General features: G+C 64.9%; 10 protein-coding genes, 1 other RNA gene and 1 pseudogene. 5 read left to right on the top strand and 7 right to left on the bottom strand.

Annotated features, from left to right (window positions below):
- Positions 1 to 8: 8 nt before the first annotated feature.
- Both AC3WS7_RS07580 and dapF read right to left on the bottom strand, forming a co-directional pair.
- Complete coding sequence (locus AC3WS7_RS07580; protein ID WP_296467436.1) at positions 9 to 707, bottom strand: DUF484 family protein; 699 nt, start codon at positions 705 to 707, stop codon at positions 9 to 11.
- A 26-nt stretch (positions 708 to 733) separates the two neighbouring features.
- The gene (dapF, locus tag AC3WS7_RS07575; protein ID WP_492655925.1) at positions 734 to 1,603 is read right to left on the bottom strand and encodes a diaminopimelate epimerase; all 870 of its coding nucleotides are present in this window, start codon (positions 1,601 to 1,603) and stop codon (positions 734 to 736) included.
- A 103-nt stretch (positions 1,604 to 1,706) separates the two neighbouring features.
- On the opposite strand from dapF, the pseudogene AC3WS7_RS07570 reads away from it, so the two are divergent.
- Both AC3WS7_RS07570 and AC3WS7_RS07565 read left to right on the top strand, forming a co-directional pair.
- Positions 1,707 to 2,606 (top strand): annotated as a pseudogene (locus AC3WS7_RS07570) (MBL fold metallo-hydrolase); the annotation flags it as partial.
- Entirely contained in the window at positions 2,603 to 3,637 is a 1,035-nt protein-coding gene (locus AC3WS7_RS07565) for an RNA pseudouridine synthase (protein ID WP_492655924.1), read from the top strand. The pseudogene AC3WS7_RS07570 and the gene AC3WS7_RS07565, both read left to right, overlap by 4 nt.
- 35 nt (positions 3,638 to 3,672) lie before the next feature.
- Here AC3WS7_RS07565 and AC3WS7_RS07560 read toward each other — a convergent pair whose 3' ends face one another.
- On the bottom strand, positions 3,673 to 4,101 hold the full coding sequence (locus AC3WS7_RS07560; RefSeq protein ID WP_296467447.1) for a CBS domain-containing protein: 429 nt from the start codon (positions 4,099 to 4,101) through the stop codon (positions 3,673 to 3,675).
- A 48-nt stretch (positions 4,102 to 4,149) separates the two neighbouring features.
- An RNA gene (rnpB, locus tag AC3WS7_RS07555) (RNase P RNA component class A) lies at positions 4,150 to 4,496 on the bottom strand.
- A gap of 127 nt (positions 4,497 to 4,623) precedes the next feature.
- Between rnpB and cysK the strand changes: the two genes are divergently transcribed.
- A complete protein-coding gene (cysK, locus tag AC3WS7_RS07550; protein WP_296467449.1) occupies positions 4,624 to 5,541 on the top strand; it encodes a cysteine synthase A in 918 nt (305 codons plus the stop codon).
- A gap of 22 nt (positions 5,542 to 5,563) precedes the next feature.
- On the opposite strand, the gene eutC is transcribed toward cysK, so the two are convergent.
- The 3 genes from eutC to eat are packed head-to-tail and all read right to left on the bottom strand — an operon-like array spanning position 5,564 to position 9,236.
- Complete coding sequence (gene eutC / locus AC3WS7_RS07545) at positions 5,564 to 6,403, bottom strand: ethanolamine ammonia-lyase subunit EutC (protein WP_492655923.1); 840 nt, start codon at positions 6,401 to 6,403, stop codon at positions 5,564 to 5,566.
- Positions 6,404 to 6,407: 4 nt separating this feature from the next.
- Positions 6,408 to 7,808 carry an ethanolamine ammonia-lyase subunit EutB gene (locus AC3WS7_RS07540; RefSeq protein ID WP_296467454.1) on the bottom strand — a complete coding sequence of 467 codons (1,401 nt, stop codon included), beginning with the start codon at positions 7,806 to 7,808 and terminating at the stop codon, positions 6,408 to 6,410.
- Between the two features lie 30 nt (positions 7,809 to 7,838).
- Complete coding sequence (gene eat, locus AC3WS7_RS07535) at positions 7,839 to 9,236, bottom strand: ethanolamine permease (RefSeq protein WP_296467457.1); 1,398 nt, start codon at positions 9,234 to 9,236, stop codon at positions 7,839 to 7,841.
- A 167-nt stretch (positions 9,237 to 9,403) separates the two neighbouring features.
- Between eat and AC3WS7_RS07530 the strand changes: the two genes are divergently transcribed.
- Positions 9,404 to 10,342 (top strand): helix-turn-helix domain-containing protein, encoded by a 939-nt coding sequence (locus AC3WS7_RS07530; RefSeq protein ID WP_492655922.1) that lies wholly within the window; start codon positions 9,404 to 9,406, stop codon positions 10,340 to 10,342.
- 84 nt (positions 10,343 to 10,426) lie between these two features.
- On the top strand, positions 10,427 to 12,250 hold the full coding sequence (locus AC3WS7_RS07525; protein WP_492655921.1) for an NAD(P)/FAD-dependent oxidoreductase: 1,824 nt from the start codon (positions 10,427 to 10,429) through the stop codon (positions 12,248 to 12,250).
- Positions 12,251 to 12,271 lie beyond the last annotated feature (21 nt).

The raw sequence follows: 12,271 nt of genomic DNA, 5'->3' as shown, positions 1-12,271 counted from the left end.
AATCGGGCTTAACGCAGGCGCGAGAGCGCGGCGCTGGCCAGCTCGCCAATGCGCGCCAGGAATTCGGTGCCCATGCCGCTGTTGAAGCGCTGCGCGTCGCTGGAAGCCAGCACCAGCATGCCAAACGCGGGGGCCGCGCTGCCCGCAGGCCCACTGCGCAGCGGAATCAGGGCCAGCGAGCTCACGTTGTGCGCTTCTTCCAGCCAGCTTACCGCCTCAAAACCGGTGTTCAGGCCGCAGAAGGGCTCGGTCAGGGAGCTGGCAAACACCTTGGCGTCGTCGCTCACACCTTGCACACAGCCCAGACCGGAAAATTCGTCTGCCACGCCCCACAGGCGCAGGCCAACCTGGGGCACGGCGAACTGGTCCTTGATCTCCTGCACGATTTCCGTGGGCAGGTCGGCCAGGTTCGTAGTGAGAAACAGCGTACGCGCCCAACGCAAAATTTTGTCCGACAGCATCACGTTCTCGTTGCCGTTGCGGATCATTTCCATGATGCGCTGCTCCAGCAGCTTGATCTTCTCGCGCAGCATCTCGGCCTGGCGCTCCTGCAGGCTCACGGTGCGGTGGCTGTGCGGGCTGGTGAACTGCACTGTGGCCAGCAGCTCGGCGTGGCGCTGGAAGAAGTCGGGCGTGTTGGCCAGGTAGTTGGCAATGTCGTCTTCGGTGATGGGGTTGGCCAAGGCCTGGTTCACGGGTGTGGTCATGGTGTGGTGCTGTCGGATCGGGTGGGTTACTCGGGAAGGTCAATTTCACCGTGGAACACGGTGGTGGCGGGGCCGGTCATGAGCACAGACGCGTCGCCGCCCGCCCAGGCAATGGTGAGCACGCCGCCGCGGGTTTGCACCTCCACGCTGGCGTCCAGCAGACCGAGGCGGATGCCGGAGACAACCGCCGCGCAAGCGCCGGTGCCGCAGGCCAGGGTCTCACCCACGCCGCGCTCAAACACGCGCAGGCGCACATGGCTGCGGTCCACAATCTGCAGAAAGCCCACGTTCACGCCCTGCGGAAAGCGCGGGCTGGCCTGCACCGCCGGGCCCAGCGTGGCCACAGGGGCGGTGTCCACGTCGTCCACCAGCGTCACCGCATGGGGGTTGCCCATGGACACGGTTGCTACCAAAAGAGGAGCTGCTTGCGCACTATCCATAAGGGCTAGAGGCCAATTTCCCCATGTACCCATGGGCTGCAACATCAGGCCGTTGTCGTCAAACGGAATCTCGGCCGGGGTGAACACGGGGGCGCCCATGTCCACGGTCACGCGGCCATCGGCATTCAGGCGCGGTTCGATCACGCCTTTCATGGTCTGCACGCGGATGCGGTCTTTGGTGGTCAGGCCCTTGTCGTGCACAAAGCGGGCGAAGCAGCGCGAGCCGTTGCCGCACTGCTCCACCTCATTGCCGTCGGCGTTGTGGATCACGTATTCGAAGTCGATGCCCTCGGCGGGCGAGGGACGCACCGTGAGGATCTGGTCGGCGCCCACGCCAAAGTGGCGGTCGCCCAGAAAGCGGTAGTGCGCAGGCGTGAGGCCCAGGCGGCCGCGCGTTTCGTCGAGCACAACAAAGTCGTTGCCCGCGCCCTGCATTTTGGTGAACGGAATTCGCATGGCCGAATTATCCGCGTTTGGCCGTACCATCCCCCGCATGGTTAGACCCACCCACATCCTGCCTGCGGATACCCTGCCCGCAGCCGCCTCGCTGATCGACGCCTGGCAAACCGATCGCACCGTCCCGTTGACCCGCAACGTGCTGCGCCTGACCGCGCCCAACCCCGGCGTGATGACCGGCCCCGGTACCAACAGCTATCTGGTGGGCGAGCCCGCCACCGGCTACACGGTGATCGACCCCGGCCCGGCCGATGCCGACCACCTGCAGCGCCTGTGGCAGGCCGCCGCGTTTGAAGACGGCAGCGGCGGCAACATCCTGCGCATCGTCTGCACCCACTCCCACCCCGACCACTCGCCGGGTGCGGCGCCCCTGCAGGCCCTGTGCCAGGGCGGCCCGCCGATTCTGGGGCTCCCGTCCGCCCCCACGGCGCGCGCCGCCAGCGACTTCACCCCCGACCGGCCGCTATTAAATCGGGAGCTGCTCGCGCATATGCTGCCTGGGCTGGACGTGCAAAGCGCGCTCAAACCGGTGCACACGCTGCAGGTGATTTACACACCCGGCCACGCGGCCAACCATGTGTGCCTGCTGCTGGAGGAAGACGGCCTGCTGTTCAGTGGCGACCACATCCTCAACGGCAGCACCACGGTGATCGACCCGCCCGACGGCAATATGCGCGACTACCTGGATTCGCTGGACGCGCTAACCGCCGCCTGCACCGAACTGGGCGTGCAGTACATCCTGCCAGCCCACGGCCACGTGATCGACGGTGCGCTGGATGCCATTGCCAAGCTCAAGGCCCACCGCCTGGCGCGCGAGGCCAAAATTGCCGCAGTGATGCGCGCCAACCCGCTGGGCAGCCTGGACGACTGGCTGCCGCTGGCCTACGACGATGTGGACCCACGCATCTGGCCGGTGGCCAAACGCTCGCTACAGGCCCATGTGGAGCGCATTTACGCACTGGACAACCCGGGCACCCCACAAAACCAAGAAGGCCAGCCATGAGCAGCTCCGATTCCAAACCTCCACGCCCCACACTGACCAAACCCGTCAAACCACCGCGCGCCGTGGTGGCGCCAGCACCGGTAGCGCCCAGGCCCCGCCCAGCGGCCCACCCGGCACCCGCCCCCCGAGGGCAGGCCACGGCCTACCGCCCAGGCCCCGCCGCCTACCGGCCTGGACCGGCCACAGCGCCCCCCCCGCCCGCACCGTCCACCAAAAAGCCGCGTTTTCGCAAGCCGCGCAAAGAGCCCGTGGTGGAAGCCCCGGTGGTGGAGACCGGTGAACGCCTGTCCAAACACGTGATGGCGCTGAAAGACTGCTCGCGCAAAGAGGCCGAGCAGTACATCGAAGGAGGCTGGGTGCGCGTGAACGGCGTGGTGGTGGAAGAGCCCGCACACCGTGCGAACCGGGAGTCCGTCACGGTAGACGCGGACGCCAGCCTGCTGAACCTGACCAGCGTGACCCTGCTGCTGAACAAGCCCGCCGGCTACTCCGACGGCACCGAGGAAGTGGAGCCAACGCGCGGGCGCAAGCCCCCGCCCGATGCGCGCAGCCTGCTCAACGCCCAGACCCATTGGGCGCACGACCCCACCGAGACGCCGGTGCTCAAGCGCCATTTCAACCACCTGGAAGCCGACATCGAACTCGAAAACGGCGCCAGCGGCCTGGTGGTGTTCACCCAGGACTGGCGCACCACCCGCAAGCTCACCGAAGACATGGGCACCATGGAGCATGAGTTTCTGGTCGAGGTGAAGGGCGAAGTGGCGCCCGAAGCGCTCAAGCCGATTGGCTATGCGCTGAAGGATGAACGGCTGGACTTGCCCTCGGTCAAGGTCAGCGTGAGCAGCAGCACACCCGAGATGAGTCGCCTGCGCTTTGCCATCAAGGGCTCCCACCCCGGCCTGGTGGCCTACCTGTGTGCAGAAGCGAAGCTGGAGATTCTGGCGATGCGCCGCATCCGCCTGGGACGCGTCACGATTGCCGACCTGCCCGTGGGACAGTGGCGTTTCTTGGCAGGCTACGAGAAGTTCTAAGCGCCCCGCGCAGCGGCGGAGCGTGGGGGCCTAATTCAGGACGTGATGTAGTTCTGCAGCTGGCTGATGGTCTGCTCGCGGTCCTTGATGATGTCATCCATCAGGTCGCGAATGGAGACCATGCCCACCACCTTGCTGCCATCCACCACCGGCAAGTGGCGAATCTTGTTCTGGCTCATCAGGGCCATGCAATCGTCGGTGGAGGTTTTGGGGGACACGGTGAACACCTGCGCGGTCATGATGTCCTTGACTTGGGTGTCCTTGGAAGAGCGCCCGACCAGTGCGATCTTGCGGGTGTAATCGCGCTCCGAGAACACGCCCACCAGCTTGTCACCGTCCATCACCATGAGTGCGCCCACATTCCAGTCGGCCAGCATTTCCAGCGCGTTGTACACGCTGTCATCGGGGCTCAGGCTCCAGATGGCGCCGCCTTGTTTTTCCAACAGTTCAAGAATCGGTCGCATGGCTTCATCTCCCAATGACTGTGAAGACCCAACCATACAACAAAAAAAGTGTGAAGCCCACCGATAAGCCGGATTCTGTGCGTGCGGGTTTCCCCGCACGTGACCACCATTACTCTGGGCCGCTGGTCACCCAAACGGCTCGATGCTACCTACCCGCCAACTCCGGGGGCCCCGTCAACGTTGGCCTACTTGGTATTGCTGCGCGTAGAGATTGCCCGTTTCACCCGCACTTAAGCGGCTCGTCTCTGTTGCTCTAATCCTCACCTTAGGGCCATGCACTTGCGTGCACAGCTTGTCGGTGGACAGTCGTTAACTGCTACGCTGCCCTATGCAGTCCGGACGTTCCTCCAGTGCCTGGTTTCCCAGATTGCACCAGCGGTGGTCTGGCGGGCTTCACGCCCCGATTATCGCGCCTGGGAGCGCCTACCTCGTGTGATGGCATATGGATATGCCCAAAGTGTCGCAAGGAATTCAAACATTGGGTCCAAAATGAGGGACTGATTCCCCCACCCGGAGACCCCCATGGCATTCGACAACGTCCTGCAGACCATTGGCAACACGCCCGTCATTCGCATCAACAAGCTGTTTGGCAGCACACACCAGGTGTTCGTGAAGAGCGAACGCAGCAACCCCGGCGGCTCCATCAAGGACCGCATTGCCCTGGCCATGGTGGAAGACGCCGAGAAAAGCGGGGCCCTGAAACCCGGCGCCACCATCATCGAGCCAACCTCGGGCAACACCGGCGTGGGCCTGGCCCTGGTGGCAGCGGTCAAGGGCTACAAACTGATTCTGGTCATGCCCGACAGCATGTCCATTGAGCGCCGCCGCCTGATGCTGGCCTATGGCGCCACCTTCGACCTGACCCCGCGTGAAAAAGGCATGAAAGGCGCCATCGCCCGCGCCCAGGAACTGGCCGAACAAACCCCTGGCGCCTGGATTCCCCAGCAGTTTGAGAACCCCGCCAACATTGACGTGCATGTGCGCACCACGGCACAAGAAATCCTCAAGGACTTCCCGAAGGGCGTGGACGTGCTCATCACTGGCGTGGGCACGGGTGGCCACATCAGCGGCGTGGCCCAGGTGCTCAAGGCCCAATGGCCCCAGCTCAAGGTCTTCGCCGTGGAGCCCACCGCATCACCCGTGATCAGCGGTGGCGCGCCTGCGCCCCACCCCATCCAGGGTATTGGTGCGGGCTTTATCCCCAAGAACCTGAAGACCGAGCTGCTGGATGGTGTGATCCAGGTGGATGCCGAGCCGGCGCGTGAATACGGCCGCCGCAGCGCGCGCGAAGAAGGCCTGCTGGTGGGCATTTCCAGTGGCGCCACGCTGGCTGCCATCGCGCAGAAACTGCCCGAGATTCCTGCCGGCAGCACCGTGCTGGGCTTCAATTACGACACGGGCGAGCGCTACCTGTCGGTGGAAGGTTATTTGCCAGCCTGACCGGCGCGCAGCGTGCTGCGGCTTACTTCAGCAGGAAGTTGCCGTGGCCCGCGTGCAGGGCGTTTGCTGCCGTCGCGGTTTCGTCCTTCAAGTCCACCCCGGAGAGCTGGCGCTGGCGTGCCTGGGTGAGCAGGTAGTGCAGTTTGTAGGCGGCATCCGCATACGCCAGCCCCGCGGGCCGCACGTTGGAAATGCAGTTGCGGCTGGCATCGGTCAGGCCCACACGCGGCATCCAGGTCAGGTACAGGCCCATGCTGTCAGGGGAGCTGAGACCCGGGCGCTCACCAATCAACACCACCACGGCCTTGGCGCCCAGCGCTTCTCCCACCTCATCACCAATCGCCACCCGCGCCTGTTGGGCGATGCACAGCGGCGCCACGCGCCAGCCCTCACCGTCCATGCGCTGGTGCAAGGCGTGCAAGAACGGCGCGGCATTTTGTTCGATCGCCAAGGCCGACAAACCATCGGCCACCACAAATGCCAGGTCATAGGGACGGTCCTGCAGAACCTCGTCGGTGAACGCTGGCCGGTAGAGCTGCGACAACACCGCCAGAGACGCGGCATCCAGTCGCCGCCCCAGATCGGGGCGCTGCAGGTAATGGTTGCGGTCCAGTGCGGCGCTGTGCAGCAGCACGCAGGGCGGCGGCGCATCGGGCCAGGCGGCAGACAGCCCTTCGGCCAACCGGGCGACATCCAGGCCGCGGTGCACCGCATCGCGGGCTTGGGCATGGGCGAGCTGAAACGCGAGCTGCGGCGCCGTAGGCAGGCTCACGCCCGAGCGGCCCAAAGCAATACGCGCGTCGGTGAACTGGCGCAGGCCCGACCAGGGATTGGGGATAACGGGGGCGTGCGGGTCGCTCATGGGCTCACGCCAGCTGCAACAGGGCTTTTTGGAAGGCGGGGGGGACGGCCGCATGCAAGGCAAAGTCGGCACCCGCTTCGCTGAAGATCTGCATGCGCTGCAACCAGGCCTCGAACTCGGGTGCGGGCCGCAGGCCCAGCACGCGGCGGGCATACAGCGCGTCGTGGAACGAGGTGGTCTGGTAGTTCAGCATGATGTCGTCCGAACCCGGAATGCCCATCACAAAACTGCAGCCCGCAGCCCCTAACAGGGTGAGCAGCACGTCCATGTCATTCTGGTCGGCCTCGGCGTGGTTGGTGTAACACACGTCGCACCCCATGGGCAGGCCCAGCAGCTTGGCGCAGAAGTGGTCCTCCAGCCCGGCACGGATGATTTGTTTGCCGTCAAACAGGTACTCCGGGCCAATAAAACCCACCACCGTGTTGACCAACAGCGGCTTGAACGCACGCGCCACCGCGTAGGCACGCGTTTCACAGGTTTGCTGGTCCATGCCATGGTGCGCGTTGGCAGACAGGGCGCTGCCCTGCCCGGTCTCAAAGTACATCACGTTGTCGCCCACCGTGCCGCGCTGCAGCGACAAGGCGGCGGCGCGCGCCTCGGCCAGCAGCGCCAGGTTCAGGCCAAAGCTGCGGTTGGTCGCCTCGGTGCCACCGATGGACTGGAATACCAGATCCACCGGCGCACCGCGTTCGATCGCCTGCAGCGTATTGGTCACATGCGTCAGCACGCAGGACTGGGTGGGAATGGCGTAGTGGCGAATGATGTCGTCCATCATGTGCACCAGCCGGGCGACCTGGGCCACGTTGTCGGTGGCGGGGTTGATGCCAATCACCGCGTCGCCACTGCCGTAGAGCAGGCCGTCCAGCAGGCTCGCAGCGATGCCGGTGGTGTCGTCGGTCGGATGGTTGGGCTGCAGGCGCGTGGCCATGCGACCCGCCAGGCCAATGGTGCTGCGAAAGGCCGTCACCACGCGGCACTTCTTGGCCACCAGAATCAGGTCCTGGTTGCGCATGATTTTGCTCACCGCAGCCGCCATCTCCGGCGTGATGCCGGGGGCGATGGCGGCCAGCGTGGCGCTGTCCACGGCATCGCCGAGCAGCCAGTTGCGGAAGTCGCCCACCGTCAGATGGCGGATGGGCGCAAACGCAGCGGCGTCATGGCTGTCGAGGATGAGGCGCGTAACCTCATCGTCCTCATACGGCACCAGCGCTTCGTTCAGAAACGTGGGCAGGGGCAATGCAGCCAGCACCATCTGCGCCACCACCCGCTCCTCTGCGCTGTGGGCCGCCACACCTGCCAGCACATCGCCCGAACGCAAGGGTGTGGCCTTGGCCAAGAGGTCTTTGAGGTCCCGGAAGCCGTAGGTCCGGCTGCCCACGGTGTGGCGATAGGTGGCGTTTGGCACAGAAAAGGAAGGTCGCTTGCTTGGCGCCGTTTACTTGGCAATAGGGGCGCTGACGCCCAGGGGCAGCGCATCGGCACGCTGTTGTCCGGTCATCTTAAAGTAGCCGTAGCCCAGCACCAGGAAGCCCACAAACAACCCAAAAATAAGAGGGTTGTAATAAATCATGGTGCCCATGCACACCAGTGCACCCAACAGGGCAAACGCCGGGAAGAAGGGGTAGAGCGGCGCACGGAAGGGGCGCGCCATGGCGGGCTCGCTGCGGCGCAGCTTGAACAGGCTCAGCATGCTCAGGATGTACATCAGGATGGCACCAAACACCGACATGGTGACGATGTTGGCCGTCAGGGACTGGCCGCCAATGGTGATGAAGGCGTCGCTGTAAATCGCGGCAATGCCGACCACGCCACCGGCCAGGATGGCGCGGTGTGGCGTCTTGAAGCGGGGGTGCACCTTGGCAAAGTAGGACGGCAGGAACGCCTCACGCGACAAGGCGTAGATCTGGCGTGAGTAACCCAGAATGATGCCGTGGAAGGACGCCACCAGGCCGAACAGGCCCAGCCACACCAGCATGTGCAACCAGCCGCTGTTCTCACCCACAATGAGTTTCATTGCCTGGGGCAGCGGGTCGTTGATGTTGGCGAGCTTGGTCCAGTCGCCGGCACCACCGGCAAACACCATCACGCCCACCGCCAAAAACACCAAGGTCAGGATGCCGGTGATGTAGGCAATCGGGATGGAACGCTTGGGGTCTTTGGCCTCTTCAGCGGCCATGGCCACGCCTTCAATCGCCAGGAAGAACCAGATGGCAAACGGAATGGCGGCAAACATGCCGGGGATCGCCGCCCAACTGAAGTCATCGCTGCCGGACCAGCCGCCCTTGGTGAAGTTGGCCATGGAGAAGCCCGGCGACACCACCCCCATGAACACCAGCAGCTCGAAAATGGCAATCACGGTGATGCACAACTCGAAGGTGGCGGCAATCTGCACGCCCACGATGTTGAGCGTCATGAACACCAGGTAAGCCCCCAGGGCCGCCAGCTTGGGGTCCAAGGACGGGAACTGCACATTCAAGTAGGCCCCGATGGCCAGGGCAATGGCCGGCGGCGCAAAGACGAACTCCACCAAGGTAGCCGCCCCGGCGAGGTAGCCCCCCGTGGGACCGAAGGCGCGTTTGCTGTAAGCAAAGGGACCACCGGCATGGGGAATGGCGGTGGTCAGCTCGGTGAAGCTGAAGATGAAGGTGGTGTACATGGCCGCAATGAACAATGCGGTCACGGTAAAGCCCAGGGTACCGGCCGAGGCCCAGCCAAAGCTCCAGCCAAAGTACTCGCCCGAAATCACCAGCCCCACGGCAATGCCCCAGAGCTGAAGGGTGCTGAGCACCGGTTTGAGCGTGTGTGCGCCCGTGGATGGTTGTGCAGATGACATGAATTTCCTCCGACAGGGATTGAGACATAGCGCCCATGCGCCTAGGCATGGGCTTTGCTAGCAGCGACTGTAGGCAGCCCTGTGCCAAGCCGGTATCGAAAATCGGCAAATCTGCAGTGCGCACCCGCGCGGTGCGCCGGCCGGGGTGTGCACCGTTGGAGGACCCCATGCACCACACACCATCGTCCGCACTCCGCATCGTGGAGGCCATGGATGCAGACGAACACGCAGGCAACCTCACCAATTGGGAGCAGTGTTACGACCAGACCACGGCCGGAACTTTCCATGGCCTGCTGGAGGAGCTGCAACTGCCGGGCATGCAGGTGTTTCGGGAAAGCACCAGCCAGGGCATGCGCCAGTCCTGCTGCGTGTGGCCCGACGCGCTGTGGTTCGGCCTGCCGTACTCGGCACAAGCCACCCGCATCAACGGCCGTGCCGTGGCGCCCAACAGCGTGCTGGTGCGCCCCGGCGCTTGCGAGTTTGAACTCATCACCCCGGCGGACTACACCATCTTCGGCATCGTGGTGCACCAGGACACGCTGCAGGCTGCGGCGCAGCGCATGGGGTATGCGATGGACTGGGAGCGCCTGCGCGGTGCCGAACTGGTGCACGCCTCTCCGGCGGCACGCCAGCAGTGCCTGCACACCCTGGGTGCCCTGTTGCAAAACCCCGGCCACCCGGCCGACGCTGGCGCCACCCAACAGGCGGCGCTGGCGGCCCTGCTGCCCCTGATCGACACGGGGGTGGTGGAGCGCGAGGTGCGCGAGAGTTTTGCCCGGCGTCAGCGCATCGTGGCCAAAGCGCGCGACTACCTGCTGGCCCACCACGACCAGGCGATCACGGTACCCGACCTGTGCCAGCAGTTGTTCGTGAGCCGCCGGACCCTGCAGTACTGCTTTGAAGACGTGCTGGGCATGGCACCGGTGCAGTACCTGCGCATCCTGCGCCTCAACGGCGCGCGGCGCGATTTGCGCCACATGCCCGCCCGCACCGTGCGTGACGTGGCCGCAGATTGGAACTTCTGGCACTTCAGCCAGTTCTCCAGCGACTACCGCAAACTGTTCGGGCACAGCCCCTCTGCAGACTGCCGCGACGCGCTGCACTGAGACGGTGCCGAACGCCCGGCGGTGCCCACACCACCAGGCGGCGCGTAAAATCCCGGCCTTGCTTGATAACCACGAGCCCCCGCCATGATCCGCCTCACAGAACTCAAACTCCCCCTCTCTGCCCTGCCCGTGGAAACGCGCCGCGCGGCCGACGCCCCTTCTGAGACCGAGGCCGACCGCGCGCCTGTAGCGCACCCGATGGACGCGCTGAAACGCCTGAGCGCCCAAGCGCTCGGCATCGACGTCGCGGCCATTACCGATTTGCACGTTTTCAAGCGCAGCTTTGATGCCCGCAAGGCAGATTTGCTGGCGGTCTACATCGTGGACCTCACGCTGGCCGATGCGGCGCAAGAAGGCCCTCTGCTTGCCCAATTCCCAAACCACCCGCACATCAGCGCCACGCCCGACATGGCCTACCACCTGGTCGCACAGGCGCCAGCCACCCTGGAGGAGCGCCCCGTGGTGGTGGGTTTTGGGCCCTGCGGCATGTTTGCAGCGCTGGTGCTGGCACAGATGGGTTTCAAGCCCATCGTGCTGGAGCGGGGCAAGCCGGTGCGTGAGCGCACCAAGGACACCTGGGGCCTGTGGCGCAAGAAGACGCTGAACCCCGAGAGCAATGTGCAGTTTGGTGAAGGCGGTGCCGGCACATTTTCGGACGGCAAACTCTACAGCCAGATCAAGGACCCGCGCTTTCTGGGCCGCAAGGTCATGCACGAGTTCGTGCAGCACGGCGCCCCGGCCGAAATCCTCTACGAGGCGCACCCGCACATCGGCACCTTCAAGCTGGTGAAGGTGGTGGAAGGCATCCGTGAACAGATCATTGCGCTGGGCGGTGAGATCCGGTTTGAGCAACGGGTGGCCGACGTTTTGCTAGGCGAATCGCTATCAAAACAGGAGCTGTCCGCGCATACGCTACGGGGGCTAGAGGTCGAAAACCTTCAAAATGGCAGCCACTACGAGTTGCCGGCCACCCACGTGGTGATGGCCCTGGGCCACAGCTCACGCGACACCTTTGCCATGCTTTACGAGCGTGGTGTTTCCATGCAAGCCAAGCCCTTCTCGGTGGGCTTTCGCATCGAGCACCCGCAAGGCGTGATCGACCGCGCACGCTGGGGCCGCCATGCGGGCCACCCGCTGCTGGGCGCGGCCGACTACAAATTGGTGCACCACGCTGCCAACGGGCGCGCGGTCTACAGCTTTTGCATGTGCCCCGGCGGCACGGTCGTGGCGGCGACCAGCGAGCCGGGCCGCGTGGTCACCAACGGCATGAGCCAGTACTCGCGCAACGAGCGCAACGCCAATGCCGGCATGGTGGTGGGCATAGACCCGCCCGACTACCCGGACGATGTGAGCGCCTTTGTGCACGCCTTTGGTGAAGAGAAAGGCCGGCGCTACGCAGCCGAAGCCGCCGCGATGAAGGCCCAGGACCCCAAGGCCGCGCACCCGATGTCAGGCATTGCGTTTCAGCGCCAGCTGGAAAGTGGCGCCTACACGCTGGGCGGCGGCACGTACGAAGCACCGGGACAGTTGGTGGGCGATTTCATTGCGGCCAAGCCGTCGACAGCATTTGGCAGCGTGACCCCGTCGTACAAACCCGGCGTGAAGCTGGGCGACCTGGCCCCCAGCCTGCCCGGCTACGCGATTGCCGCGCTGCGCGAGGCGCTGCCCGCGTTTGGCAAGAAGATCAAGGGGTTTGACATGGCCGATGCGGTGCTGACCGGTGTGGAAACCCGCACCTCCAGCCCCATCAAGATGCCACGCGGAGACGACCTGCAAAGCACCAACGTGCGCGGCCTGTACCCGGCCGGTGAAGGTGCCTCCTACGCGGGCGGCATTCTGTCGGCGGGGGTGGATGGCATCAAGGTGGCCGAAGCCTTGGCCTTGGACCTGCTGGCGCGCGCGCACTGACGCGCGCACCGCTGCCACCCC

This window comes from Rhodoferax sp. EU05-FHT12H12 (assembly GCF_058791215.1).
The sequence above is the reverse complement of the archived record's forward strand: the minus strand, read 5'-3'. Positions and strand labels throughout refer to the sequence as shown.

Coding starts and splice junctions, on each gene's coding strand:
- AC3WS7_RS07565 (WP_492655924.1), top strand. CDS start 2,603: ATGAGCAGCTCCGATTCCAAACCTCCACGCCCCACACTGACCAAACCC.
- cysK (WP_296467449.1), top strand. CDS start 4,624: ATGGCATTCGACAACGTCCTGCAGACCATTGGCAACACGCCCGTCATT.
- dapF (WP_492655925.1), bottom strand. CDS start 1,603: ATGCGAATTCCGTTCACCAAAATGCAGGGCGCGGGCAACGACTTTGTT.
- AC3WS7_RS07580 (WP_296467436.1), bottom strand. CDS start 707: ATGACCACACCCGTGAACCAGGCCTTGGCCAACCCCATCACCGAAGAC.
- AC3WS7_RS07530 (WP_492655922.1), top strand. CDS start 9,404: ATGCACCACACACCATCGTCCGCACTCCGCATCGTGGAGGCCATGGAT.
- AC3WS7_RS07560 (WP_296467447.1), bottom strand. CDS start 4,101: ATGCGACCGATTCTTGAACTGTTGGAAAAACAAGGCGGCGCCATCTGG.
- AC3WS7_RS07525 (WP_492655921.1), top strand. CDS start 10,427: ATGATCCGCCTCACAGAACTCAAACTCCCCCTCTCTGCCCTGCCCGTG.
- eutC (WP_492655923.1), bottom strand. CDS start 6,403: ATGAGCGACCCGCACGCCCCCGTTATCCCCAATCCCTGGTCGGGCCTG.
- eat (WP_296467457.1), bottom strand. CDS start 9,236: ATGTCATCTGCACAACCATCCACGGGCGCACACACGCTCAAACCGGTG.